Here is a 24,219-nt window from a genome sequence, read left to right on the forward strand (position 1 = left end):
TCCGTCCCCTTCCGGATCTGGTGCCCGGCATGCTGCCGTACGGGTACGACACGGTCGCTCACACCAGGGAGTCCCGCCACTGCCGGTGCAGGGCCGCGTAGCGTCCGCCCCGGGCCACCAGGCTCCCCGGTGGGCCGTCCTCGACCACCCGGCCGCCCTCCAGGACCAGCACCCGGTCGGCGATCTCGACGGTGGAGAGCCGGTGCGCGATCACGATCGCGGTCCGGTCGGCCAGGATGGTCCGCAGCGCCCGTTGCACCAGCCGTTCGCTCGGAATGTCGAGCGACGAGGTCGCCTCGTCGAGGATCAGCACGGCCGGGTCGGCGAGGAACGCCCGGGCGAACGCGACGAGCTGGCGTTGCCCGGCGGAGAGCCGGCCGCCGCGCCGGTGCACGTCGGTGGCGTAACCCTCGGGCAGCGCGGTGATGAAGTCGTGCGCCCCGATGGCGTCGGCCGCGGCCATGATCTCGGCGTCGCTCGCCGTCGGCCGGCCGAACCGGATGTTGTCGGCGACCGACCCGGCGAAGAGATGGTTCTCCTGGGTCACCATCACCACCGCCCGGCGCAGCTCGTCGTCGGCGACGTCGCGCAGGTCGACGCCGTCCAGCCGGACCACGCCCCGGGTCGGGTCGTAGAACCGGGCGACCAGCTTGGCCACCGTCGACTTGCCGGCCCCGGTCGCCCCGACCAGCGCCACGGTCTGGCCGGCCGGGATGGTCAGGGTCAGCTCCGGCAGGATCGTGGTCTGCGGCCGGTAGCCGAAGCCGACCGCGTGGAACTCGACCGCCCCGCGTGGCGGATCGGTCGGCAGTGGACGCGGGTGTGCCGGCTCCGGCACCTCCGGCCGTTCGTCCAGCACCCCGGCCAGCTTCTCCAGCGCGGCGGTGGCGGACTGCAACGAGTTGTAGAACTGGCTCAGCTCCTGCATCGGCTCGAAGAACCGGCGCAGGTAGAGCAGGAACGCGGCGAGTACCCCGATCTCCATTCCGCCGTCCAGCACCCGGGTGCCGCCGTACGTCAGCACCACCGCGATCGTCACGTTGCCGATCACCTTGATCGCCGGGGAGTAGACGGCGAGCAGCCGGAACGCCCGCAGGTTGGCCCGCCGGTAGTCGTCGTTGACGACGGTGAAGATCTGCTGGTTGCGGGGTTCGCGGCGGAACGCCTGTACGGCCCGGATGCCGCCGAGCGACTCGACGAAGTGGACGATCACCAGCGCCACCGCCTCCCGGGTACGCCGGTAGGCGTGCGCGGAGGCGCGGGCGAACCAGCGGGACAGCCAGAGCAGGAACGGGAACGCCAGCAGGGTGGCCGCGGCCAGCGGCGGGTCCAGCCAGAGCAGGATGCCGGCGACCGAGACGATGGAGAGCCCGGCGAGGACGAGGTCGTCGATGCCGCCGTCGACCAACTCGGCGATCGAGTCCATGTCGCTGGTCAGCCGGGCGACCAGCCGACCCGAGGTGTAGCGCTCGTGGAAGCTGACCGACAGGCGCAGGAAGTGGTCGTACACCCGGCGGCGCAGGTCGAGCAGGATGGCCTGGCCGATCCGGGTGGAGAGGGTGAGGAAACCGCGTTTGCCGGCGTACTCGGTGAGCGCGGCGAGCCCGAACGCGACGGCGACGGTGAGCAGCGGCCCCGGATCTCCGGCGCGCAGCGGCCCGATGGCCCGGTCGATGCCGAGCATCACCAGGTACGGGCCGGCCATACCGGCCGCGTTCTGCACCAGCAGCAGGGCGACGGCGACGGCGATCAGCCGCCGGTGTGGTCGGATCAGCGAGCCGAGCAGCACCCGGCTGCGGACCCGGAGCCGGCGGAGGCCCTGCGCGGTGTCGCTCTCGGCGGCGGTGCGGTCCGCGCCCGGGTCGGCGGCGACGCCCCGCCACCCGGCCACCCCGTCGACGGCCACGCCGTCAGCCACACCGGCGGCCGGTCCGTCGGCTACGCCGTCAGCTGCTCCGGTCGGCGTCACGACCGGACCAGTCCGAGTTCGTCGGCGTCGCCGGTGGCGGAGAGTACCGCCCGGTACGCCGGTACGGTGCCGAGCAGTTCGCTGTGGGTGCCCACGGCGGCGATCCGACCGTCGGCGAGCAGCGCGACCCGGTCGGCGAGCGCCACCGTCGACGGTCGGTGCACCACCAGCAGCGCGGTGGTGTTCCGCAGTACCCGGGCCAGCGCCGCCTCCACCAGGGCCTCGGTGTGTACGTCGAGGGCGGAGAGCGGATCGTCGAGGACCAGCACCCGGGGCCGGCCGAGGACGGCCCGGGCCAGGGCCAGCCGCTGCCGCTGCCCGCCGGAGAGGGAGAGCCCCTGCTCGCCGATCCGGGTGGCGAGCCCCCACGGCAGGTCGTACGCGAAATCGGCCTGGGCCACCCCGAGCGCGGCGCGGATCTCGTCCTCGTCGGCGTCGGGATTGCCGAGGGTGAGGTTCTCCCGGACGGACATCGAGAAGAGGGTGGCCTCCTCGAACGCGACCCCGACCCGCTGCCGCAGCGAGTCGAGTCGGATGTCCCGCACGTCGTGCCCGTCCAGGGTGACCCGTCCGGCGGTCACGTCGTAGAGCCGGGGAACCAGGGACAGCAGGGTGGTCTTACCGCAGCCGGTGGCACCGACGATGGCCAGTGTCTCGCCGGGTTCGACGGTCAGGTCGACGTCGCGCAGCACCGCCGGCCCGGTCGGGTAGCCGAACCGGACCCCGTCGAACCGCAGCGCCCCGCCGGGGTCGGTCGGTCCGGGTACGGCCAGGGCCACCGCGCCGGGCCGGTCGACGATCGTCGGCCGGGTGTCGAGCACCTCGTGGATCCGGTCGGCGGCGGCGATCGCCTCCTGGGCGTTGGCGATGATCCAGGCGAGGGACTCGATCGGCCAGATCAGCATGAGCTGCAGGGTCACGAAGGCGACCAGTTCGCCGATGGTGAGGGCGTCGTGTGTCACGGCGACGGCGCCGGCGGCCAGGACCGCGCCGAGGGTCAGGTTGGGCAGCAGGTCGAACTGGGCCGAGGTCCGGGCCAGCAGCCGGCCCTTGCCGGTCGCGGTGTCGTGCAGTTGCCGGGTGCCGGTGGCGAACCGACGTACCATCTCCGGCCGGCGGCCGAACGCCTTGACGGTGCGCATCCCCTGCGCCGACTCCTCGATCAGGGTGGCCAGGTCACCCTGTTCGTCCTGGAGCCGGCGGGCCGCCACCAGGTAGGCCCGGGTGAACCGCCGGCTGGCCAGGAAGAGCGGCACGGTGCCGGCGGCGACCAGCAGGCCGAGCCCGACGTGCAGGGTGGTCAGCAGCACCACCACGGTGACGTAGGTGGTGGTGTTGACGATGAGGAAGAGCAGCCCGAAGGAGAGGAAGCGGCGGATCACCGAGAGGTCGCTGGTGACCCGGGAGAGCAGTTGGCCGGACTGCCAGCGGTCGTGGAAGCCGATGTGCAGCCGTTGCAGGTGGGCGTAGAGGTCGTCGCGGATGCTGGTCTCCATGCCGACGGCCGAGGAGGACTGGGCCCACCGCCGTATGAAGATCAGGAACGCCTCGGCCAGCCCGAGCAGCAGCGCGAGCAGGCCGAGCTGGAGCACCCCGGCGGGGTGGCGGTCGGCGATCGGCCCGTCCACCACCTGCCGGATCACCAGTGGTACCGCGATCCCCGCCCCGGTCGCGGCGAACGCCGCGATCAGCAGCCAGCCGAGCTGACTCCGGTAGGGGCGGAGGTAGTGGCGTAGTCGCCAGAGGTTGCGGGGCAGCCGGACGGGTGCCGGGCGTGCTTTCCGGGAGGCCGGTCCAACCCTGGGCTCGTCGTCACGATCCGGGGCCATTCCCCGACGGTACGGTAAACATCGACGCCGGTTGAGTCATGTTGTTGTCAGCTGTTCGCCGGCTCCGTCCTGGACGGCACCGGTGGGGTGGCGCCGGTCGCGCGCAGCTCGTGGTCGAGCAGCCAGGTCTTGACCGGCAGGCCCCAGCGGTAGCCGCCGAGTCCGCCGTCGGTGCGCAGCACCCGGTGGCAGGGAACGAAGAGCGCGACCGCGTTGCGGGCGCAGGCCGCCGCGGCGGCCCGGACCGCGCTGGGACGCCCGGCCAGGTGGGCAAAACCGGTGTATGTCACCGGCGCACCCGGCTTGACCTCCCGCAACGTCTGCCAGGCGTACGCCATGAAGGCGCCCTCGGTGTGCTGGGTCACCGGCACCTCGTCGATCGCGGCCAGCTCACCGTCCAGATAGGAGCGTACTGCGGCGGTGACCGGACCGAGGTCGGCCCGGTCCCGGACCGGCCGGCGCAGTCGCGGATGCACCCGGCCGAGCAGCTCCTCGCCGTCCGTGCGGAAGCCGGCGGCGTACACCACGCCGGCCGGGTCGGCCAGGACCGTCAACGGGCCGGCCGGGGTGCCGACGGTGGCGCTGTGCAGTTCACTCACTGTGTTCTCCAGAGTCTGATCACCGCGTACGAGCGCCAGGGGCGCCACCGTTCGGCGTACGCGTCGAGGGTTGTCGGGGTGCTGGGGAGGCCGAGGGCGGCGGCGCCGTGCCGTACGCCGAGGTCGGTGGCGAGGAAGACGTCGGGGTCGCCGAGGGCGCGGAGCGCGACGTAGCCGGCGGTCCACGGCCCGATCCCGGGCAGCGCGACGAGTCGCCGCACCAGTTCCGCCCGGTCGGTGCCCGGGTCGAGGTCGAGGTCCCCGGCGGCGACCGCCCCGGCCACCGCCCGGATGGTCGCCCGCCGGCTGGCCGGCATGCCGAACGCGGAGTCCGGCAGCGCCAGTATCTGCGCGGCGGACGGGAACGGCCGCAGCGCCGGCTCCGGCGCCCCGTCCTCCTCGCCCGCCCCGTCCTCCTCGTCAGGCGTGGCCGATGCGGCGGCGACCAGCCGGGCCAGCGTGGTACGGGCGCCGGCGACCGAGATCTGCTGGCCGACGATCGCCCGGACCGCCATCTCGAAGCCGTCGACCGCCCGGGGCACCCGGACCCCGGGCTCCTTCGCCACCGCCTCGGCGAGCGCCGGGTCGGCGCCGAGCAGCCCGTCCACCGCGTCCGGGTCGGCGTCGAGGTCGAGCAGCCGGCGGCAGCGGGCCACCGCCGGGGCCAGGTCCCGTACGTCGGCCAGCCGCAGCTCGGCCGCGACGTGCCCGGGCAGCGGGGTCAGCGCGACGGTGGCCGGTCCGTGTGGCAGCCGCAGCCCGCGCCGGTACGTGCCACCGGTCACCTTCTCCACCCCGGGTACGGCCCGGAGGGCGAGGAACTCCAGCAGGGCGTCGGCGTGCAGCGGCGGCCGGTACGCCAACCGCAGGTTGATCGCGCCGACGGTGCCGGAGGGGTCCGGGTTCGGTGACGTTCCGCCGCGCTGGCGGGTCCGGCCGGCGCGCAGCTCGGACGGCGACACCGCGTACACCTCGCGGATTGTCTCGTTGAACTGCCGGACGCTGCCGAACCCGGCGGCGAAGGCGATCTCGGCCAGGCCGAGACCGGTCGTCTCGATCAGGATCCGGGCGGTCTGCGCCCGCTGGGCCCGGGCCAGGGCCAGCGGCCCGGCGCCGACCTCGGCCACCAGCATCCGGTGCAGGTGCCGCTCGGTGTAGCCGAGTCGCCCGGCCAGCCCGGGTACGCCCTCCCGGTCCACCACCCCGTCGCCGATCAGCCGCATCGCCCGCCCGACCACGTCGGCCCGGGTGTTCCAGTCCGGCGAGCCGGGGGCGGCGTCGGGCCGACACCGTCGACAGGCCCGCAGGCCGGCCCGCTTGGCGGCGGCCGCCGACGGGAAGAACCGGACATTTTCTCGTTTCGGGGTCACCGCCGGACAGGACGGTCGGCAGTAGATTCCGGTGCTGAACACACCGGTGTAGAACCAGCCGTCGAACCGGGGGTCTCGGCTGTCGACCGCCCGGTAGCACCGTTCGAAGTCCCACTCCACGCCTTCGATGGTGCCGCGCGGCGGCCGGCTTGACTGGCGGGATTCGGACCTGTGCCTGCTCAGCGGTGCCGACCGGCATGCTCGGCGAGGTCGACGGTGGTGCCGACGGGCAACCGCCGCCGGACCGGTGCGCCGGCGGCGGACGGACGTCGGTACGGCGCCGGTCCGCTGACCAGTAGACTGGCCGCCCGTGAGCCTAACCATCGGCATCGTCGGCCTGCCCAACGTCGGCAAGAGCACGCTCTTCAACGCGCTGACCAAGAACGACGTCCTCGCGGCGAACTACCCGTTCGCCACCATCGAGCCGAACGTCGGGGTGGTCGGGCTGCCGGACGACCGGCTGGCCAGGCTCGCGGAGATCCACGACTCGCAGAAGATCATTCCCGCGCCGGTGTCGTTCGTCGACATCGCCGGCCTGGTCCGGGGTGCCTCGAAGGGGCAGGGGCGCGGCAACGCGTTCCTCGCCAACATCCGGGACGCCGCCGCGATCTGCCAGGTGGTCCGGGTCTTCTCCGACCCGAACGTGGTGCACGTCGACGGCAAGGTCTCGCCGGGCGACGACATCGAGACGATCAACACCGAGTTGATCCTCGCCGACCTGCAGACGATCGAGAAGGCGCTGCCCCGGCTGGAGAAGGAGGCGAAGGTCCGCAAGGACCGCAACGCCGCCGTCACCGCCGCGAAGAAGGCGGCCGAGCTGCTCGACACCGGGGTCACCCTGTACGCCGGTGCGGCCAACGCCGGCATCGAGGTGGCCGAGCTGCGCGAGCTGCACCTGCTCACCACCAAGCCCTTCCTGTACGTCTTCAACGTCGACGAGGGCGAGCTGGCCAACGCCGAGCTGCTGGACGAGCTGCGGGCCCTGGTCGCCCCCGCCGAGGCGATCTTCATGGACGCCAAGGTCGAGTCCGAGCTGACCGACCTGCCCGAGGACGAGGCCCGGGAGCTGCTGGAGTCGATCGGCCAGTCCGAGCCCGGTCTCGACCAGCTGATCCGGGTCGGTTTCCGGACGCTCGGGCTGCAGACGTACCTGACGGCGGGGCCGAAGGAGACCCGGGCCTGGACCATCCCGATCGGGGCGACCGCGCCGGAGGCCGCCGGGGTGATCCACTCCGACTTCCAGCGCGGCTTCATCAAGGCCGAGGTGGTCTCGTTCGACGACCTGAGCGCGGCCGGCTCGATGGCCGCCGCCAAGGCCGCCGGCAAGGTACGGATCGAGGGCAAGGACTACGTCATGCAGGACGGCGACGTGGTGGAGTTCCGCTTCAACGTCTGAGTCAAGCTCGTCGTCATGCGGTAATACCGTGGTATGGTCGATCGATGGCGAGGACGAGGAAGGTCACGATCACCCTGCCGGTGGAGCTGTTGGAGAGCATGAAAACGCACACCGACAACGTCTCCGGCTACCTCACCGAGTTGGCCGAGCGAGCCGAGCGGCGCAGGCTTCTGCGCGAGGATCTGGACCGCTACCAGGAGGAGTTCGGGGCGTTCACCGACGCGGAGATGGCGGAGACCCGGGCACTCCTGCAGGGGGCCGAGGAGAGGGACCGTGCGGCGTGAGCCTGGAGTCGTTGGTGCTCGACTCGCAGGGTCTCTCGGGGTGGATCGACCGGGATCGCAAAGTGATGCGTCTGCTGGAGCAGGCGGAACGTGACGGAGTCGATCTCGCCATGTCGGCCGCGACGGTCATCGAAGTTTCCCACCCGGGTGTGGACGTCGCACGGCTGAGCTGGTTGCTGTCCCGGATCCGGGTGGAGCCGGTGACGAAGGAGAGTGCCCGTCGCAGTGCGGAGCTACTGAAGGCGGCGGGGCTGCATGGGCACAGATACGCCATCGACGCCATGGTCGCCGAGGTGGCACTCCGGCTAGCCGCGCCGGTAGCGGTCCTCACATCCGATGTCGATGACATGGCCAAGTTGTGCGGGCAGCGGGTTCGGATCATCGGGCTGTGAGTGGCTTCTCCGGCAGCAGCCCCTGCGCCGGGATCAGTCTTCCCTGAGGCGGTGACCCAGCGGCTCGCCGAGTGCCTGACACAGGACCTCGTACGCGGGATCAACTCTCAGCCACAGCAGCTTGTGGCGGCTGCCATCGCGCATTCTCAGCGCCAGCCGGTCCGTGAGAATGCCGCGATGGAGCCGAGCCTCAGCTACGGCGTCGAACGCCAGAACCTTGTTGGTCCGGTGGGCGTCGGCGATCTCGTTCAGGTCCAGGGACGCCGCCTCTACTTCGGGCAGCGGCTGGGACACCGTGGGAAGGTTCTTGTTGGCACGGGTGGCCTTGAGGGTCAGGCGACGTCGTACCAGCAGGTCGGGAAGCAACCACAGCTCTCCATGGATCCAGTCCGCCCAGCCGGTGGTGCAGCTTCGAGTGATCAACCGTGCCGTGTGGTCCACGGCGACACGCTAGCCAACCCGATCGCGGCCGTTCGGCTCGGGACACCGTCCGCGTCCGTGGGCGACGTAGTCCTCGCCCTTTACGTGGGCGACCGGTCCGACAACGACGTACGCCGTGCCCGATTGCGCTGACCCGTTGGCGAGAGTCAGCGCCCGACTCAGCTCTTTCGGCCGGGCACGAGCCCGTCCAGGTCGAGCTTGATCGCGAACGGTGTCGTGGTGCGCAGTTCGTGCCGATGGATACCGGTCGGCACGTACGACCGGGTGGGTTCGTCGAGCTCGTAGGCGTGGATCGCCGGTGATCCACCCTCGTCCTCGACACGCCAGTAGTTCGGTATGCCGGCTTCCGCGTACTTGCGCAGCTTGACCGTGCGATCTCGGTGTGCCGACTCCGGCGAGACCACCTCCACGACCAGGAGTACCTGGTCGGGTGTGTAGAAGGTACGGTCCGGGTCGAAGCACGGCGCCCGCGTAGCGAGGAGGTCGGGCTCGGGTCGATTGTGTCTGTCGAGCCGGATCGTCATCTCCCGTTCGACCTCGACACCATCCGGAGCCTGTTCCGTGAGGGCGAACAGCAACGCGGAGACAGCCCGGCTGTGCCAAGCCCGCTGCGGGGACATCATGAAGACGAGTGCTCCATCGATCAGCTCGGTGTGGCGGGGCGCCTCGGGAAGGTGATCGAGGTCGTCGGCGTACCACCCCTCAAGGCGAGGCGGGCGCATCCACTCCGGCACCGCGGTCATGCGGCCACCGTAGCATTCGGTAACCGTGGCTCAGGAGTGTTGGTGCGCCGCCGTCCGCCCTGATGGTTCACCGGACCGGCGGTCCTTGGCGAGGCGACGGGTCCAACCCTGAGCTGGTTCAATGATTCACCGTGGAGTGGGTGTTCGACGGCGAGATCATCGAGTGGCGTGGCCCGGCACCGTACTTTTTCGTGGCCATGCCCGAGTCCGACAGCGCCCAACTCAGGGAAGAGGCGCGGTCACTCATCTACTGGGGCCAGGTTCCGGTGCACGTCGTGATCGGTGGCACCGGGTTCAGGACGGCCCTTTTCCCCAGGGAGGGCCGTTATCTGGTACCGGTCAAGGCTGCCGTCAGACAGGCCGAAGACCTGGGCGAGGGCGATGCCGTGGCGGTGACGCTGCGTCCCGCATGGCGCGATAACGAGCAGCGTTGACGGGGCTGCCGGCGGTGGGATGAGGAAAGCCCGACCCTCGTTCGGCATCCGGTGTCGCCCGTACGCCTTGGCGCCCCCTGCTGTCCTGACCGAACCGGTGGTGCTGGCCTGACTGCCCGGCGGTCACGAGATGTAGTGCAGGATCACGTTGTGTACGTGGTGGCTCTTTTTGTCACCCCGGAACTCGACCTCGTACGTGTGGGTGCCGACGTGGATCGCGATCGCGCCGGTGGAGAAGAAGGATCCGCCCCAGGATTTGTTGCTGACCACGCTCACGCTGGTGATCTTCGCGTACGGAATGCTGGTGATGGCGTACTTCTTGCCGACGAACGACTTGTCCTGGATGATCACGCGTCGGTCGGTCAGCCCGATGAAGCCGGTGCCGGTGCCGATCGCGTCGTAGACGGCGATGACCTGCTCCCCGTCGAGCAGCCCGCTCTGGATCTGCTGAAGCTGTTCCCGACGGTCGTAGGCGATGTTGGTCATGACCCCAGGCTAGGCGCGCCGCGCCACCCGGCCTGACATCGCTCGATGGCGGGTCAGCTGTTGCTGGTCACGGCCCGGTAGACCTCCTCGATCCGGGCAGCGAGCGTGACCTCACCCTCGGTGAGTTCCTCGCCGTCCCGGCAACCGATCCTGATCTGGGTGTGACCGTCCAGGCGGCGCATCTCGGGGCGCAGGTGCAGGGCGTCCGCGATGATCTTCACGCGTTCGGTCAGCGCCGCGTGCTGGGTGTCGTCGAGTACCAGGGTCCGTCTGATCTGCTGACCCTCACGGGTCCAGTCGCCCAGTAAGGTGAGTGCGTCACTCAGGTAGTCGCGGTCCACCCGGCCACCCCACAGAGCACGCATCGCCATACCTCCCAGGCGTCGTTGCCGGCTTGTGGCCAAATCGTCGCCATCCCGTGTCTCGGTCGGTGTTCCCTAGTCTGTCGCTGAGCGGCTGGTGTGTCCACGTCCACCCTTCCGTGTTCTGCTGACCGTGGGGACGGCTCCGGTACCCGAATTCCCGATTGATCTGGCACGCTGGATGCTCGTGCGTGACGAACGGGCGAGTGGTAGCGGCCATCCCGTGCCGGATGGGGGATTTGCCGGGCGGGGAAGGCGTGACCCCCGGATTGTGGTGGGGGCGGCGATCATCGTGGCCGGGCGGGTGCTCGGCTGCGAGCGGTCCAGTCCGCCAGAGGCCGCCGGCCGCTGGGAGTTCCCCGGCGGCAAGGTCGAGCCCGGGGAGACGGAGATCGCCGCGCTGGTCCGGGAGTGCGCCGAGGAACTCGGCGTACGGGTGGAGATCGGTGACCGGGTCGGCCGCGACGTGCCGATGGGCCACGGCCGTTCGGTGCTCCGGGTGTACCTGGCCCGGCTGGTCGGGAACGACCAGCCCCGGGCGCTGGAGCACGCCGAACTGCGCTGGCTGCGTCCGGAGGAGCTGGACAGCGTCCCCTGGCTGCCGGCGGACGTGCCGATCGTGGCCGCGCTGCGCCCGGTACTGGCCGCCGAGACCGCCTGACGGCGCGGACCCGGACCGGGTGCCGGCGGAGAACCCGCAGAGCGTACGAGGGCCACCGGCATCGCCTCGGCCCTCGTACGCTCCGCGAGAGAAATCAGTCCTTCTGCTCCGGGTGGGCGTAGTTCAGATCCTGCGCCGGCATCGGGAAGGTCACGTCCTCGCCGAACGGCGACGGCGCGGCCGGCTTGTCGAAGGTGAACTCGCTGATCGGGAGGCGACCCCGGGAGTCCACCGCCGGAGCCTGCGGCTGGGGCACCTGCCGGTCCCAGTGCACACCCCGCTCGGCCTCGGCCTCGGCCTGCGCATCGTGGGACCCGCCGGCATGCGAGTGCGCCTCGCCGAGCTGGTCTGGATCACGCGGCGTCGGCTGCTCGGCCTGGCTCTGCCCGCGTCGGAAGATCTTGCTGCCCAACCACACAAGAGGATCGTACCGCCGGTCGACGACGCGTTCCTTCATTGGGATGATCGCGTTGTCGGTGATCTTGATGTGCTCCGGGCAGACCTCGGTGCAGCACTTGGTGATGTTGCAGTAGCCGAGGCCCTGGGACGCCTGCGCGTACTCCTTGCGGTCGGTCTTGGTGTCGAGCGGGTGCATGTCCAGCTCAGCCGCCCGGATGAAGTACCGCGGGCCGGAGAAGGCCTCCTTGTTCTCCTCGTGGTCCCGGACCACGTGGCAGGTGTTCTGGCACAGGAAGCACTCGATGCACTTCCGGAACTCCTGCGACCGCTCGACGTCGACCTGCTGCATCCGGTACTCGCCCGGCGCCAGGTCGGTCGGCGGCGCGAACGCCGGGGTCTCCCGGGCCTTCTCGTAGTTGAACGAGACGTCGGTGACCAGGTCCCGGATGACGGGGAACGTCCGCAACGGGGTGATCGTCACGGTCTCGGTCTCGTCGAAGGTCGACATCCGGGTCATGCAGCCCAGCCGGGGCATGCCGTTGATCTCCATGGAGCAGGAGCCGCACTTGCCGGCCTTGCAGTTCCACCGGCAGGCCAGGTCGGGCGCCTCGGTCGCCTGCAGCCGGTGGATCACGTCGAGGACCACCTCGCCCTCGTTGACCTGCACCTGGTAGTCGGTCAGGTCCCCGCCGGTCTCGTCGCCCCGCCAGACCCGGAAGTGCCGGGTGGTGCCGGCGTTGGCCGTCGCGTCCTGGGTGCCCATTACTTGGCCGCCTCCTCAGCGTGCGCCTCTGCGGAGAGGGCGTCGAACTCCGCCAGCTCCTCCTCGGTCAGGTACTTGCCCAGCTCGGTGCGGTCGAAGAGCCGGATCAGCTCCGCGCGCATCTTCGGCAGCGGCTTGTGCTCCAGCCGCACCTTGTCGCCGTCGAGCGAGCAGACCAGGTTGACGGTGCGCCACTTCGGCGCCATCGTCGGGAAGTCCTCCCGAGTGTGCCCGCCGCGCGACTCCTCGCGCTCCAGCGCCGCCTTCGCGGTGCACTCCGAGACGACAAGCATGTTGCGCAGGTCGAGGGCGAGGTGCCAGCCCGGGTTGTACCGGCGTCCGCCGGTGACGCTGACCTTGTTCACCCGGTCGCGCAGCTCGGCGAGCCGGACCAGGGCGTCCTCCAGCTCGCCCTTGCGTCGGATGATGCCGACCAGGTCGCCCATCACCGCCTGGAGGTCCTGCTGCAGCTTGTACGGGTTCTCCCCGCCGTCGCGCTCCAGCGGGGCCAGCGCCCGGTCCACCGCGGTCTCGACGTCGGCCGCCGACACCTTCGGGCGCTTGCTGAGCCCCTCGGCGTACGACGCCGCGTGCCCACCTGCCCGCTTGCCGAAGACCAGCAGGTCAGACAGGGAGTTGCCGCCGAGCCGGTTGGAGCCGTGCATGCCGCCGGAAACCTCACCGGCGGCGAACAGACCCTGCACGTGCCCGTGCGCGGCACCGCTGTCCGGCTCCACCTCGACGCCACCCATCACGTAGTGGCAGGTCGGGCCGACCTCCATCGGCTGCTTGGTGATGTCGACGTCGGCCAGCTCCTTGAACTGGTGGTACATCGACGGCAGCCGGCGCTTGATCTCCTCGGCCGGCAGCCGGCTGGCGATGTCCAGGTAGACGCCACCGGCCGCGCTGCCCCGACCGGCCTTGACCTCGGCGTTGATCGCCCGGGCCACCTCGTCGCGGGGGAGCAGTTCCGGCGGGCGCCGGTTGTTGTCCGGGTCGGTGTACCAGCGGTCCGCCTCCTCCTCGGTCTCCGCGTACTGCTTCCGGAAGACGTCCGGGACGTAGTCGAACATGAACCGCTTGCCCTCGGAGTTGCGCAGCACGCCGCCGTCACCCCGGACCGACTCGGTGACCAGGATGCCCTTCACCGAGGGCGGCCAGACCATGCCGGTCGGGTGGAACTGCAGGAACTCCATGTTGATCAGCGTCGCGCCGGCCCGCAGGGCCAGCGCGTGCCCGTCTCCGGTGTACTCCCAGGAGTTCGAGGTGACCTTGTACGACCGGCCGACACCGCCGGTCGCCAGCACCACCGCCGGCGCCTCGAAGAGCACGAACTCGCCGGACTCCCGGTAGTAGCCGAACGCGCCGGCGACGCGGTCCCCGTCCAGCAGCAGTTCGGTGATGGTGGTCTCGGCGAAGACCTTGATCCGGGCCTCGTAGTCGCCGTGCTGCCGCTTGTCCTCCTGCTGCAGCGAGACGATCTTCTGCTGCAGGGTACGGATCAGTTCCAGCCCGGTACGGTCACCGACGTGCGCCAGCCGCGGGTACTCGTGGCCACCGAAGTTGCGCTGCGAGATCTTGCCGTCCTTGGTGCGGTCGAAGAGCGCACCGTACGTCTCCAGCTCCCAGATCCGCTGCGGCGACTCCTTGGCGTGCAGCTCGGCCATCCGGAAGTTGTTGAGGAACTTGCCGCCCCGCATGGTGTCCCGGAAGTGCACCTGCCAGTTGTCCCGCGAGTTCACGTTCCCCATCGCGGCGGCGGCGCCACCCTCGGCCATCACCGTGTGGGCCTTGCCGAACAGCGACTTGGAGATGATCGCGGTCCGCTTCCCGGCGAGCCGGGCCTCGATCGCCGCGCGCAGACCGGCGCCGCCGGCACCGATGACCACGACGTCGTAGTGGTGTCGTTCGATTCGGGTAGTCATGTCAGAGGCCCTTTAGTTGATGAACCGCAGGTCGTCGAACCAGTTCAGGGAGAGCGCCATGATGTAGAAGTCGGTCAGCGCCAGCGTGCCGAGCGTGATCCAGGCGAGCTGCATGTGCCGGACGTTGAGCTTGGAGACGAACGTCCAGAACCGGTACCGGACCGGGTGCTTCGAGAAGTGCTTCAACCGGCCGCCGGCGATGTGCCGGCAGGAGTGGCAGGAGAGCGTGTACGCCCACAGCATCACCACGTTGCCGAGCAGGACGATGTTGCCCAGGCCGAACCCGAAGCCCTCGGGGCTGTGGAAGGCGAGCACCGCGTCCCAGGTGTTGATGACCGAGATGATCACGGCGGCGTAGAAGGCGTACCGGTGCAGGTTTTGGCCGACCAGCGGGAACCGGGTCTCCCCGCTGTAGGTCTTGTGTCCGTCCGGGACGGCGCAGGCCGGCGGCGACAGCCAGAACGACCGGTAGTACGCCTTGCGGTAGTAGTAGCAGGTCAGCCGGAACAGCAGCAGGAACGGCAGGGTCAACGCGGCGTCCGGGATGATCGGCCAACCCGGCAGCACCCGGCCGAAGTGTGCGGCCTCGGGGATGCAGGCCTCCGTCACACACGGCGAGTAGAACGGCGTCAGGTAGTGGTATTCGGCGATCCAGTAGTGGTCGTGCATGAACACCCGCACCGTGGCGTAGGCGACCCAGGCGGTGAGCCCGACCACCGTGATCAGCGGAGCGAACCACCAACGGTCGGTACGCAGGGTTTTTGCCGCGATGGCCGCGCGCTGACGCACGCTCCCCGGCAGTCCGGCCGGAGGTGGGGCCGTCCTCGTAGTCATCTGTGTCTCCCTGACGGGGCCCGATCTGGCTGACGGGCACTGGTGATGTTTCCGGCGGGGCCGCGCGGGCAGGGGAGGACCCGCAGCCGCGCTACCTGCGTCCGCGTCGGTGCACACGTTACGCCGCACACGGACGGTCATCTGCGCAAGGGAGTGTGGCGGGTTTCCCGTCGGTTACGAAAGTCCTGTCACCGGATCCGGGCATTGTTGTGCAGAACTTCACTCGACCCGACGACCTGTTCGTCTTTCCGCGCCGTCACGGATGCGGGCCGGCGGCTGTCCGATGAGGTCGGAGAGCTGCCGGCCCGGCGGTGTTGTTGTTCAGTGGGCCCGGTGGTGTCGCCGGCTCACAGGTCGGGGGCGGCGAGTCGGCGGGCGGCCGCCGCGCACGACTCGGGGCCGCGCGTCAGGCGCTCCAGCACCGGATCGCCCCGGTGGTCCCGCGGTGCGACAAAAAACGCCGGTTCGCCGGCGGTCACCTGCCGGTCGAGGGCGTCGGCGTAGCTGGACCGTGCGTCGACCAGCCGGCGCCACGCGTCGAGCCGGCCGTCACCCACCTCGTCATCGTCATCGTCGTCGCGCCAGCCCGGCAGTCGCTCGATCTCGGACAGGAACGGGCGGAGCGCCGCGTTCTCGTCCCGGATCGCCGATGCCCGCTGACCCGGGTTTCTCGCCGCGCCCGGCGGTACGAGGCGGTTGAGCCGCCGTTCCAGGTCCTGACAGGCGGTCTCGGCGCGGTCGCGTACCTCGTGACCACGCTCGACCCGGTTGGCGAGCCGACCGAAGCCGGCGGCGGCCGCGCCGAGAACACCGCAGACCAGCAGGACGAGTACGGCCGCCGCCACGCCGCCGCCGATCAGCAGGCGGCGCCGACGCCGGGCTGCCGGATCGGTCCGACCCCGCCGACCGGTTCCGTCGTCCGGCCGTACGGTGCCGGTCCCGCCGCCCGGGTCGGCCGGTCCCGTCGCGCCCACGAACGGCGGATCGTCCGGGCCGGGGGAGCGCGGAGTGTCGGCGCCCGGGTGGGGAGAGCGCGGGGTGTCGGCGCCCGCCGGGGGCGGGTCGCCAGCGGCGGCGGAGGGCGGATCGTCCGGGCGGGGGGTGGTGGCGTCGTCCGTCACGCCACCAGTCAAGCACCGCCGCGCGAACCCGGCATCCCGCCGACGGTCGGCCCGACGACCCGACATCGTCAGCCGGAGGCACCGCCGGTGAAGTTCCACGAGGCCAGCCGGAGCGCCGGCGCCGACCACCAGGCGCTGCTGAAGGTCTGCGACAGCAGCACGGCGTGCCGGCCGATCCCGAGCACCGCACCCGGGGCGAGCGCCTGCGGATACGACTGGGTGAACCGGAGGTTCTGTACCGCCGTGGTCACCTCGCCGTCCTCGACCAGCCAGACACCGTTGCGGGTCAGACCGGTGACAACAAGCGACTTCGGGTCCAGGACCCGGGTGTACCAGAGGTCGGTGACGAGTAGCCCGCGGCGCATCCCGGCGACCAGGGCGGCGGTGTCGGAGTCGACCACCGGACCGGAGACCTCGGTGGCCCGGGGGGTGCCGTTCGGCGAGTCGGTCGGCAGCAGTCCCAGGTGGAGCGGTATGCCCCCGACCGCGGCGCCACCCGGCACCGCGTGTCCGGTCGAGACCGTCCCGGCCACGGCGGCGGTACGCCGATCGTGCGCCACCGCGGTCGTCACACCGTGCTCGACCAGGGCGAACGGTGTCCGGGGCGTACCTTCGGCGTCGAACGGCAACGCCGGGGTGACCAGCGGGTCGTCGACCAGCGTCACCGTCCGGTCGAACTGCTCGGCACCGGGCACCGCGAACGACCGCTGCTCCTGGTACGCCTTGCCGTTGAAGCCGTACATCGCGAGGTTCTGCAGCAGGTCGACGACGGCGCTCGGCTCCAGCACCACCTCGTACCGGCCGGGCGGCAGTTCGACCGGGGCGACGCCGGCCCGGGCCTTCACCGACGCCCGGGCCCCGAGTACGGCACCGTGCAGGTCGGTCAGCCGTACCGCGCCGAGCCGGGCGACCCCGTCGACGCCGCCGGAGCGGGCGATGCCCTCCATCGCCGCCTCGGTGCTCCGGCCGGTCGCCGAGTGGCCGGCCGTGTTCGCGAACGCACCCTCCCGACGTCCGGTACGGCAGTAGCCGGCCGCCTCCAGCCCGCCGGCGGCGTCGACGAACTCGCGTACCCGCTCGGCGCGCTGCTCGGCGGTGGCGGTGGCGGTGCCATCGTCCCAGTTGCCGGTGCCGTCGACCGGGGTCGGTGTGGTCAGGCCCGGCCAGGCCGGGTCGGGTGGGCTGAGCCGGGCCGCGCCGACGGTCCGTTCGACCAGGTCACGCAGGCCGTCGTGATCGACCACGGTGGACGAGCCACCGGCGGTCCGGCCGTCGAGGTGCAGGCGCAGTCGGACTGTGGTGCCCTGTTCGGCGACGTTCTGGTGGATGAACGAGTTCGCGAACCGGGTCAGCGCCGACTCGGCGGTGTCGGTGCCGACCTCCGCCTCGGCGTTCGGGCCGGCGATCTGACGGACCAGGTCGACGACCCGGCCGGCGAGGTCGAGTGGAGTGGTCATCGGTGCGGTCCCTTCCTCTGCCGGTGGCTGCTGTTCACGGGACCTGCTTTCGTTCGCGACTGCGGGGCTCGCACACCCCGCTCACTCCTCGCGCTCACGGGACCTGCTTTCGTTCGCGACTGCGGGGCTCGCACACCCCGCTCACTCCTCGCGCTCACCCGTGGACTCCGACCCGGACGCCGGTGAACCGGGCCGGTGCGGCCGGGTGGCCGGTGTGCCCGATCTGCCCCGGCTGGCCCTTGCCGCAGTTCGGGGTGCCCCAGGAGACGATCTCCGAGGAGAGCATGTCCATCGAGCGCCAGAAGAGCGGCCCGATCCCGGTGTAGGTGGGGTTGCGGAGCATCCGGCCCCGGCGTCCCTTCTTGATCTCCCAACCGATCTCGCAGCCGAACTGGAAGTTGAGCCGCTTGTCGTCGATCGACCAGGACCGGTTGAGGTCCATCAGGATGCCGTCGTCGGTGGCGGCGATCATCTCGTCCAGGGTGTGCGGGCCGGGTTCGAGGCCGACGTTGGTCATCCGGACCATCGGCAGCCGGGCCCAGCCGTCGGCCCGTACGCTGCCGGCGTAGTCGAGGCCGGCGACCGCGGCGGAGTCGCGCCCGGCCAGGGTGCCCACCCATCGTCCCTCGCGGACCGCGTCCCGTTTTGTCGCCGGGGTGCCCTCGTCGTCGAAGCCGAAGCTGCCCAGCGCGCCGGGGATCGTCGGGTCGATGGTGATGTTCATCAGCTCGGAGCCGTACCGCAGTGTGCCGAGCTGGCCCAGGTCCAGCCAGGAGGTGCCGGCGAAGGCGGCCTCCCAGCCGAGGATGCGGTCCAGTTCGATGGCGTGCCCCACCGACTCGTGGATCTGCAGCGCCATCTGCTCGCCGCCGAGGATCAGGGTGGTCTCGCCGGCCGGGCAGAGCGGGGCGGTGACGAGTTCCCGGGCCTCCTCGGCGATCCGGCCGGCGTGCGCGGTGAGGTCGAGCGAGTTGACCAGCTCCCAGCCCTGCGTGCCGTACTGGCCCCGGTAGCTGGGGTAGGAGCGGCGCTGCGTCTCGCCGTCACCGATGACGGTGGCCGAGATGCCGGCGCCGCACTCCCGGATGTGCTGGTCGATCCGGTGTCCTTCGCTGGAGACGAACCACTTGCGGGTGTCCCAGATCTGGTAGATCCCCTCGGCCTGGTCGGCGCCGTGGTCCCGGGACAGGCCGGTGGCCCGGACCAGCAGGTCGCCCTTGTCGGCCAGGGAGACCGAGAGCGGGTCGATCTCGCAGGGGGAACTCCACGAGCCGGTGCTGGCCGGCACCGGGAGCAGGGTGCTGCCGGGGCCGGCGACCCGGCCACTGGCGGCGGCGATCCGCGCGGCCCGCTCGCCCGCCGCCCGGGCCGCCGAGTCGGTGAGTTCGGGTACGGCGTAGAAGCCCCAGCCCGAGCCGACCAGCGCCCGGACCCCGAGGCCGGCGCTCTCGTCCTGGTTGACCGACTCGACCTCGGAGTTGCGGGCGGTCATCGACTCGTAGCGGCGGTGCATCACCCGGGCGTCGGCGTACCGGGCCCCGGCGTCAAGGGCCGCCTGGACCGCCGCCGTCGCCACCTCGAACTCGGCCATCAACATCCCCCTCGGTGCGCCCCCGGATCGTTCCGCCGATTCCGGTCGACCGGCTCCAGCGGAGGCCCGGCCGGTCCGACGGCGTGACCGGCTGCCGGGGTCACCGGCAGCCGATCATGGAACGACCTTATGCGAAGAAGCCGCTCAGCGGGGTGGGAGGAGTTCTTCGGGCCGGATTTCCGCCGTCACCGGTTCGGTCAGCCGCAGCACCTCGCCGGGCTTGACGATCGCGTGCTCGACGTAGTGGGCACCGTCCAGCCGGTGCAGCCGCAGGGTGCCGGTGTCCTGCTCGACCAACAGGTACCACGGGATGGCGGCGGTCGCGTAGTAGTGCATCTTGAGCACCTGGTCGGTCGCGGCGTTGCTCGGCGAGGTGATCTCGCAGACCAGCCGGACCGCCCCGGCGTCGACGACCAGTTCGTCGAAGTTGATGTCTTCGACGATCACCAGGTCCGGGATGGGGATCCGACCCGTACGCAGTCGTACGTTGACCGCCTCCAGCACGTGCAGGCCGGCGGTGTCGGCGCCGGTCTCCAGTGCGTTCCCGAGTCGCCGGGAGATACGCTGGTGTCGAGGGGTGGGGGCAGGGCTCACGTGCAGGCTCCCGTCGAAGAGTTCGACGCGATCCCGGGTCTCGCCGAGGGCGAAGTATTCCGCTTCGGTCCACGGGCCGCCGTGGTCGAACACCGCCGCGGTCATGGTCACCTCCGAGTCGTCGTCGCGGTGCCGGGTCTGGGCGCCTCCACCCGTACGGCGCCAGTCTGGCACAGCCGACCGACACGACGGGGTGGCGACCGGTCACTCACTGTGGACGGGGTCGACAGGTTCCGGTGCGGCGGATTTGAATGGGGCCACGTGATGTGCAGGCTTCCGTCGAGCCGGCGGACAGATCAGGATCTGGAGCTTATTTTCACTCTCTGAACTCTGTTGTAAGTTACCTTCACCCGCTGTCCGGGTGCGTCTCCGCCGGAAACCGGCAGACGACCAGCGGAAACCGGCGGCGGTGCGGGAGAGGAGGGTGGAGCGTGGCGGCACCGACCGTGACTGCCCCGGTCGCCGACGACGGGCCGTACCTCGACGTGCGTGACCTGCGGGTCCGGTTCCGTACCGAGGATGGACCGGTCCGGGCGGTCGACGGGGTCTCGTTCGCCGTCCACCGTGGGCGGACCCTCGGCATCGTCGGCGAGTCGGGCTCCGGCAAGAGCGTCACCAGCCTCGCGATACTCGGCCTGCACGATCCCCGGCGCACCGAGATCAGCGGCGAGATCCGGGTCGCCGGACGGAACCTCGTCGGGCTCCCCGACGCCGCGATCCGCAAACTACGTGGCCGGGACCTGGCGATGATCTTCCAGGATCCGCTCTCCGCGCTGCATCCGTACTATCCGGTCGGACGGCAGATCGCCGAGGCGTACCGCACCCACCATCCGGGCGCGGGCCGGCGGGCGGCCGCACGGCGCGCCGTCGAGATGCTGGACCGGGTCGGCATCCCGCAGCCGGCACGCCGGGCCGAGCAGTACCCGCACGAGTTCTCCGGCGGCATGCGCCAGCGGGTGATGATCGCGATGGCCCTGGTCAACGACCCGGACCTGCTGATCGCCGACGAGCCGACCACCGCGCTGGACGTCACCGTGCAGGCGCAGATCCTCGACCTGCTGGCCGACCTGCAGCAGGAGTTCAACTCCGCGATCATCCTGATCACCCACGACCTCGGCGTGGTCAGCCAGGTCGCCGACGACATCCTGGTGATGTACGCCGGCCGTGCCGTCGAGCACGGCAGCGTCGAACAGGTGCTGCGTCGGCCGCAGCATCCGTACACCTGGGGTCTGCTCTCCAGCGTGCCGTCGTTGCACGGTGACCCGGACGCGGACCTGGTGCCGATCGCCGGCAACCCGCCGAGCCTGATCCACCTCCCACCCGGCTGCGCGTTCCACCCCCGCTGCCGGTACGCCGACCACACCGGCGACCGGTCCCGCACCGCGGTGCCGGAACTGCGTCCAGCAGGTGGGACCGGGCACCTGGTCGCCTGCCACCTCCCCGAGGAGGAGCGACGGCGGTACGCCGAGCAGGCCGCCGAGGCGGGGGTGGACCGGTGAACGCGCCGCACGAACCACTGCTGGAGGTCTCCGGGCTGACCAAGCACTTTTCGGTCCGGGGCGGGTTCCGGGGGCGGGGCGGCGGCGTGGTCCGGGCGGTCGACGGGCTGGACTTCGTGGTCCGGCCGGGGGAGACGCTGGGTCTGGTCGGCGAGTCCGGCTGTGGCAAGACCACCACCGGCCGGCTGCTGGTCCGGCTGCTCGAACCGACCGGTGGCCGGATCGTCTTCGAGGGCCGGGACATCAGCCACCTTGGTCGGGGTGCGCTGCGACCGTTGCGCCAGGACCTGCAGATCATCTTCCAGGACCCGTACGCCTCGCTGAACCCCCGGCACACCGTCGGCGAGATCGTCGCCATGCCGCTGCGGGTCAACCGGGTCTCCCCACCCGGCGGGATCCGGACCCGGGTACGGGAACTGCTGGAACTGGTCGGGCTGAATCCCGAGCACTACAACCGCTATCCGCACGAGTTCTCCGGCGGCCAGCGGCAGCGGATCGGGATCGCCCGGGCGCTGGCGTTGCGGCCCAAACTGATCGTCGCCGACGAGCCGGTCTCCGCCCTCGACGTCTCGATCCAGGCCCAGGTGGTGAACCTACTCCGCGACCTGCAGCGGGAACTCGGGCTGGCGTTCGTCTTCATCGCACATGACCTGGCGGTGGTCCGGCACTTCAGCCAGCGGGTCGCGGTGATGTACCTCGGGAGGATCGTGGAGATCGGGGACCGGGCCGAGATCTACGAGCGGCCCCGGCACCCGTACACCCGGGCGCTGCTGTCGGCCGTACCGGACGTGACAAAACTCGGCCCGGCCGGGCGGATCCGGCTGACCGGCGACGTACCGACACCGCTGGATCCGCCGTCCGGCTGCCGGTTCCGGACCCGGTGCTGGAAGGCCCGGGAGGTCTGCGCGACCGAGGAGCCGGCGCTGACCGTACGGGATCCCGGTGGCGCGGCGGTGGCCTGCCACTTTCCGGAGGGGGCGGTGGAGTCGTCGATCGGGTCAACTGTGGACGGCGCCGAGGGAGGTGACGGCCGGTGAGCGAGCAGCAGGTGACCGCGCAGGTCGAGGCGGCCGCGGCCCAGGTCGAGGCGGGCGGCGGGAACATCGGCACGGCCGGCGCGACGGAGTTCGTCGGCCGGTCGCCGGGACAGCTCGCCTGGCTGCGGCTGCGCCGGGACCGGGTGGCGATGGTCAGCGGTACGGTGCTGGTGCTGTTCATCCTGCTGGCGGCGGCCGCGCCACTGGTCGCCCGGCTCTACGGCAAGGGTCCGCAGGAGCGGTTCCCGGAGCGGCTGGACCGCAACGGTTTTCCGCTCGGCTACGCGGGGGTCAGCGGCGAGCACTGGTTCGGCATCCAGCCCGGGATCGGGCGGGACATCTTCATCCAGGTCGTCTACGGCCTCCGTACCTCGTTGATGATCGCCTTCACCGCGGCGGTGCTGACCATCGCGCTCGGGGTGGTGGTCGGAATCGTCGCCGGGTACGTCGGCGGCTGGGTCGACGCGGTGATCACCTGGGTCGTCGACCTCGCGTTGGCGTTCCCGTTCTACATCTTCTGCTTCGCGTTCGTGCCGCTGGCGGTGAACCAGTTCTACGGTCCGCGCGACGAGGTGGCGTCCTGGTTCCGCCCGGCGCTGCTGGTGTTGATCTTCGTGATGTTCAACTGGACCACCTCGGCCCGGCTGGTCCGCGGCCAGGTGCTGTCGCTGCGGGAGCGGGAGTTCGTGGAGGCGGCCCGGGCCTCCGGCGCCGGTCTCGGGCACATCCTGTTCCGGCAGCTGCTGCCGAACCTCTGGGCGCCGATCCTGGTCACCTTCTCGCTGAACGTGCCGGCGCTGATCACCGCCGAGGCGGCGCTGTCGTTCCTCGGCATCGGTGTCCTGGAGCCGACCCCGGACCTCGGCCGGCTGATCAACGACAGCGTCCGCTACCTGCGGGACGTACCGAGCTTCACCATTGTCGGTGGTACCACGCTCTTCCTGCTGGTGTTGGCGTTCAACCTCTTCGGTGACTCGCTGCGGGACGCGCTCGATCCGAAGTCGAGCCGGTAGGGGGGCGGGGACATGCTGCGGTTCCTGGTCAAGAAGGTGCTGCTCGCGCTGAGCACGCTGATCGCGGTCAGCGTGGTGACGTTCGGGCTGTTCTTCGCGGTGCCGAACAACCCGGCCGAGCTGATGTGCGGGGACAGCAAGAACGTCTGCAGCCCGGAGCGGGTCGAGATGATCGAGCGCCGGATGGGGCTCGACCGGCCGATCGTGGTGCAGTACGGCGACTTCATGCGGGGGATCTTCGTCGGCCGGACGATCGGTGCCGGTGAGACGGCCCGGGACTGCCCGGCGCCCTGCCTCGGTTTCTCGTTCCGCAACGACGAGCCGGTCAGCGGCATCGTGGGTCGTACCCTGCCGGTGACGTTGAGCATCGTCTTCGGCGCGGCGGTGGTCTGGCTGATGCTGGGGATCTCCATCGGGATGCTCTCGGCGCTGCGCCGGGGCACCGTCTTCGACAAGCTCGCGGTCGGCACCTCGCTGGTCGGCGCCTCGATGCCGATCCTGCTCTTCGGGCCGCTGCTGCTGATCGGCCTGGTCTACGAGACCGGCCTGCTGAGCTATCCCCGGTACACCCCGCTCACCGAGAACCCGGTGGCCTGGGCGTCCGCGATGCTGCTGCCCTGGTTCGCGCTCGGCTTCCTCAACTCCGCCACCTACGCCCGGCTGTCCCGGGCGCAGATGCTGGAGACGCTCTCGGAGGACTTCGTCCGGACCGCGCGGGCCAAGGGCCTGCCGAAGATCACCGTGTACGGCCGGCACGCGCTCCGGGCGGCGATCACCCCGATCATCACCATCGCCGGGCTGGACCTCGGCGCGTATCTGGGCGGCACGGTCATCACCGAGACCGTCTTCGGGTTCACCGGGCTGGGCCGGACCGCGCTCAACGCGGCGCTGAACCTGGACATGCCGATCGTGATGGCCACAGTGCTGCTCGCCGCGGTCTTCGTGGTGGCGGCGAACGTCCTGGTGGACGTCCTGTACGCGGTGGTCGACCCCCGGGTCCGGCTGGGATGACCAGTGTGG

Annotated in this window: 24 protein-coding genes; 9 read left to right on the plus strand and 15 right to left on the minus strand. The window is 70.8% G+C overall.

Annotated elements, in window-relative coordinates; genetic code table 11:
* Positions 1-58: 58 nt before the first annotated feature.
* From ABGB21_RS13880 to ABGB21_RS13895, 4 genes are read right to left on the minus strand one after another with little or no spacing between them, the layout of a single operon-like run.
* On the minus strand, positions 59-1,918 hold the full coding sequence (locus ABGB21_RS13880) for an ABC transporter ATP-binding protein (protein ID WP_347652938.1): 1,860 nt from the start codon (positions 1,916-1,918) through the stop codon (positions 59-61).
* 47 nt (positions 1,919-1,965) lie between these two features.
* Positions 1,966-3,798, minus strand: a complete 1,833-nt coding sequence (locus ABGB21_RS13885; protein WP_347678067.1) for an ABC transporter ATP-binding protein — start codon at positions 3,796-3,798, stop codon at positions 1,966-1,968.
* Between the two features lie 47 nt (positions 3,799-3,845).
* Positions 3,846-4,397: a methylated-DNA--[protein]-cysteine S-methyltransferase gene (locus ABGB21_RS13890; protein WP_347652936.1), complete on the minus strand. Its 552-nt coding sequence runs from the start codon at positions 4,395-4,397 to the stop codon at positions 3,846-3,848.
* Complete coding sequence (locus ABGB21_RS13895; protein WP_347678069.1) at positions 4,394-5,887, minus strand: AlkA N-terminal domain-containing protein; 1,494 nt, start codon at positions 5,885-5,887, stop codon at positions 4,394-4,396. Before ABGB21_RS13895 ends, ABGB21_RS13890 begins: the two co-directional genes overlap by 4 nt.
* Before the next feature lie 190 nt (positions 5,888-6,077).
* Between ABGB21_RS13895 and ychF the strand changes: the two genes are divergently transcribed.
* From ychF to ABGB21_RS13910, 3 genes are read left to right on the plus strand one after another with little or no spacing between them, the layout of a single operon-like run.
* Positions 6,078-7,163, plus strand: a complete 1,086-nt coding sequence (ychF, locus tag ABGB21_RS13900) for a redox-regulated ATPase YchF (protein WP_347652934.1) — start codon at positions 6,078-6,080, stop codon at positions 7,161-7,163.
* Between the two features lie 44 nt (positions 7,164-7,207).
* Positions 7,208-7,447: a hypothetical protein gene (locus ABGB21_RS13905; protein ID WP_347652933.1), complete on the plus strand. Its 240-nt coding sequence runs from the start codon at positions 7,208-7,210 to the stop codon at positions 7,445-7,447.
* Positions 7,444-7,839 (plus strand): PIN domain-containing protein, encoded by a 396-nt coding sequence (locus ABGB21_RS13910; RefSeq protein ID WP_347652932.1) that lies wholly within the window; start codon positions 7,444-7,446, stop codon positions 7,837-7,839. The genes ABGB21_RS13905 and ABGB21_RS13910 overlap by 4 nt, the downstream gene beginning before the upstream one ends.
* A 33-nt stretch (positions 7,840-7,872) precedes the next feature.
* Here the strand turns inward: ABGB21_RS13910 and ABGB21_RS13915 are convergent, their stop codons facing one another.
* Positions 7,873-8,280, minus strand: coding sequence for a hypothetical protein (locus ABGB21_RS13915; protein ID WP_347652931.1), 408 nt, complete (start codon positions 8,278-8,280; stop codon positions 7,873-7,875).
* A 158-nt stretch (positions 8,281-8,438) separates the two neighbouring features.
* A complete protein-coding gene (locus tag ABGB21_RS13920; RefSeq protein WP_347652930.1) occupies positions 8,439-9,023 on the minus strand; it encodes a Uma2 family endonuclease in 585 nt (194 codons plus the stop codon).
* 140 nt (positions 9,024-9,163) lie between these two features.
* On the opposite strand from ABGB21_RS13920, the gene ABGB21_RS13925 reads away from it, so the two are divergent.
* On the plus strand, positions 9,164-9,457 hold the full coding sequence (locus ABGB21_RS13925) for a DUF1905 domain-containing protein (RefSeq protein ID WP_347678071.1): 294 nt from the start codon (positions 9,164-9,166) through the stop codon (positions 9,455-9,457).
* A 123-nt stretch (positions 9,458-9,580) separates the two neighbouring features.
* Here the strand turns inward: ABGB21_RS13925 and ABGB21_RS13930 are convergent, their stop codons facing one another.
* Together ABGB21_RS13930 and ABGB21_RS13935 are read right to left on the minus strand one after the other, a co-directional pair.
* Positions 9,581-9,943 carry a PH domain-containing protein gene (locus ABGB21_RS13930; RefSeq protein WP_347652928.1) on the minus strand — a complete coding sequence of 121 codons (363 nt, stop codon included), beginning with the start codon at positions 9,941-9,943 and terminating at the stop codon, positions 9,581-9,583.
* Positions 9,944-9,996: 53 nt separating this feature from the next.
* Complete coding sequence (locus tag ABGB21_RS13935; protein ID WP_347652927.1) at positions 9,997-10,308, minus strand: 4a-hydroxytetrahydrobiopterin dehydratase; 312 nt, start codon at positions 10,306-10,308, stop codon at positions 9,997-9,999.
* 265 nt (positions 10,309-10,573) lie between these two features.
* On the opposite strand from ABGB21_RS13935, the gene ABGB21_RS13940 reads away from it, so the two are divergent.
* A complete protein-coding gene (locus ABGB21_RS13940) occupies positions 10,574-10,966 on the plus strand; it encodes a (deoxy)nucleoside triphosphate pyrophosphohydrolase (protein WP_347653072.1) in 393 nt (130 codons plus the stop codon).
* A 94-nt stretch (positions 10,967-11,060) separates the two neighbouring features.
* Here the strand turns inward: ABGB21_RS13940 and ABGB21_RS13945 are convergent, their stop codons facing one another.
* The 7 genes from ABGB21_RS13945 to ABGB21_RS13975 all read right to left on the minus strand — a co-directional run bounded on the left by ABGB21_RS13945 (position 11,061) and on the right by ABGB21_RS13975 (position 19,755).
* Positions 11,061-12,128, minus strand: a complete 1,068-nt coding sequence (locus tag ABGB21_RS13945; RefSeq protein WP_347652926.1) for a succinate dehydrogenase/fumarate reductase iron-sulfur subunit — start codon at positions 12,126-12,128, stop codon at positions 11,061-11,063.
* Positions 12,128-14,053 (minus strand): fumarate reductase/succinate dehydrogenase flavoprotein subunit, encoded by a 1,926-nt coding sequence (locus ABGB21_RS13950; RefSeq protein ID WP_347652925.1) that lies wholly within the window; start codon positions 14,051-14,053, stop codon positions 12,128-12,130. Before ABGB21_RS13950 ends, ABGB21_RS13945 begins: the two co-directional genes overlap by 1 nt.
* Positions 14,054-14,065: 12 nt before the next feature.
* Positions 14,066-14,887: a hypothetical protein gene (locus ABGB21_RS13955; protein ID WP_347652924.1), complete on the minus strand. Its 822-nt coding sequence runs from the start codon at positions 14,885-14,887 to the stop codon at positions 14,066-14,068.
* Positions 14,888-15,234: 347 nt separating this feature from the next.
* A complete protein-coding gene (locus ABGB21_RS13960; protein ID WP_347678073.1) occupies positions 15,235-16,008 on the minus strand; it encodes a hypothetical protein in 774 nt (257 codons plus the stop codon).
* Between the two features lie 68 nt (positions 16,009-16,076).
* Positions 16,077-17,465 (minus strand): metallopeptidase TldD-related protein, encoded by a 1,389-nt coding sequence (locus ABGB21_RS13965; protein WP_347652922.1) that lies wholly within the window; start codon positions 17,463-17,465, stop codon positions 16,077-16,079.
* 154 nt (positions 17,466-17,619) lie between these two features.
* Positions 17,620-19,056 (minus strand): TldD/PmbA family protein, encoded by a 1,437-nt coding sequence (locus ABGB21_RS13970; RefSeq protein WP_347652921.1) that lies wholly within the window; start codon positions 19,054-19,056, stop codon positions 17,620-17,622.
* A gap of 144 nt (positions 19,057-19,200) precedes the next feature.
* A complete protein-coding gene (locus tag ABGB21_RS13975; RefSeq protein WP_347652920.1) occupies positions 19,201-19,755 on the minus strand; it encodes a Uma2 family endonuclease in 555 nt (184 codons plus the stop codon).
* A 326-nt stretch (positions 19,756-20,081) separates the two neighbouring features.
* Here ABGB21_RS13975 and ABGB21_RS13980 point away from each other — a divergent pair, with 326 nt between their 5' ends.
* The 4 genes from ABGB21_RS13980 to ABGB21_RS13995 are packed head-to-tail and all read left to right on the plus strand — an operon-like array spanning position 20,082 to position 24,210.
* On the plus strand, positions 20,082-21,149 hold the full coding sequence (locus ABGB21_RS13980; RefSeq protein WP_347652919.1) for an ABC transporter ATP-binding protein: 1,068 nt from the start codon (positions 20,082-20,084) through the stop codon (positions 21,147-21,149).
* Positions 21,146-22,186 (plus strand): dipeptide ABC transporter ATP-binding protein, encoded by a 1,041-nt coding sequence (locus ABGB21_RS13985; protein WP_347678075.1) that lies wholly within the window; start codon positions 21,146-21,148, stop codon positions 22,184-22,186. The genes ABGB21_RS13980 and ABGB21_RS13985 overlap by 4 nt, the downstream gene beginning before the upstream one ends.
* Complete coding sequence (locus tag ABGB21_RS13990) at positions 22,183-23,199, plus strand: ABC transporter permease (protein ID WP_347652917.1); 1,017 nt, start codon at positions 22,183-22,185, stop codon at positions 23,197-23,199. Before ABGB21_RS13985 ends, ABGB21_RS13990 begins: the two co-directional genes overlap by 4 nt.
* A gap of 12 nt (positions 23,200-23,211) precedes the next feature.
* A complete protein-coding gene (locus ABGB21_RS13995) occupies positions 23,212-24,210 on the plus strand; it encodes an ABC transporter permease (protein ID WP_347678077.1) in 999 nt (332 codons plus the stop codon).
* Positions 24,211-24,219 lie beyond the last annotated feature (9 nt).

This window comes from Plantactinospora sp. B24E8, from assembly GCF_039871735.1.
In the GTDB taxonomy this organism is placed as follows: domain Bacteria; phylum Actinomycetota; class Actinomycetes; order Mycobacteriales; family Micromonosporaceae; genus Plantactinospora.

What these genes read in the sequence shown, in the direction of transcription:
- ABGB21_RS13995 (WP_347678077.1), top strand. Translation starts at nt 23,212, where the DNA reads ATGCTGCGGTTCCTGGTCAAGAAGGTGCTGCTCGCGCTGAGCACGCTG.
- ABGB21_RS13930 (WP_347652928.1), bottom strand. Translation starts at nt 9,943, where the DNA reads ATGACCAACATCGCCTACGACCGTCGGGAACAGCTTCAGCAGATCCAG.
- ABGB21_RS13970 (WP_347652921.1), bottom strand. Translation starts at nt 19,056, where the DNA reads ATGGCCGAGTTCGAGGTGGCGACGGCGGCGGTCCAGGCGGCCCTTGAC.
- ABGB21_RS13920 (WP_347652930.1), bottom strand. Translation starts at nt 9,023, where the DNA reads ATGACCGCGGTGCCGGAGTGGATGCGCCCGCCTCGCCTTGAGGGGTGG.
- ABGB21_RS13905 (WP_347652933.1), top strand. Translation starts at nt 7,208, where the DNA reads ATGGCGAGGACGAGGAAGGTCACGATCACCCTGCCGGTGGAGCTGTTG.
- ABGB21_RS13975 (WP_347652920.1), bottom strand. Translation starts at nt 19,755, where the DNA reads ATGACCGCGGCGGTGTTCGACCACGGCGGCCCGTGGACCGAAGCGGAA.
- ABGB21_RS13955 (WP_347652924.1), bottom strand. Translation starts at nt 14,887, where the DNA reads ATGACTACGAGGACGGCCCCACCTCCGGCCGGACTGCCGGGGAGCGTG.
- ABGB21_RS13965 (WP_347652922.1), bottom strand. Translation starts at nt 17,465, where the DNA reads ATGACCACTCCACTCGACCTCGCCGGCCGGGTCGTCGACCTGGTCCGT.
- ABGB21_RS13935 (WP_347652927.1), bottom strand. Translation starts at nt 10,308, where the DNA reads ATGCGTGCTCTGTGGGGTGGCCGGGTGGACCGCGACTACCTGAGTGAC.
- ABGB21_RS13950 (WP_347652925.1), bottom strand. Translation starts at nt 14,053, where the DNA reads ATGACTACCCGAATCGAACGACACCACTACGACGTCGTGGTCATCGGT.
- ABGB21_RS13885 (WP_347678067.1), bottom strand. Translation starts at nt 3,798, where the DNA reads ATGGCCCCGGATCGTGACGACGAGCCCAGGGTTGGACCGGCCTCCCGG.
- ABGB21_RS13945 (WP_347652926.1), bottom strand. Translation starts at nt 12,128, where the DNA reads ATGGGCACCCAGGACGCGACGGCCAACGCCGGCACCACCCGGCACTTC.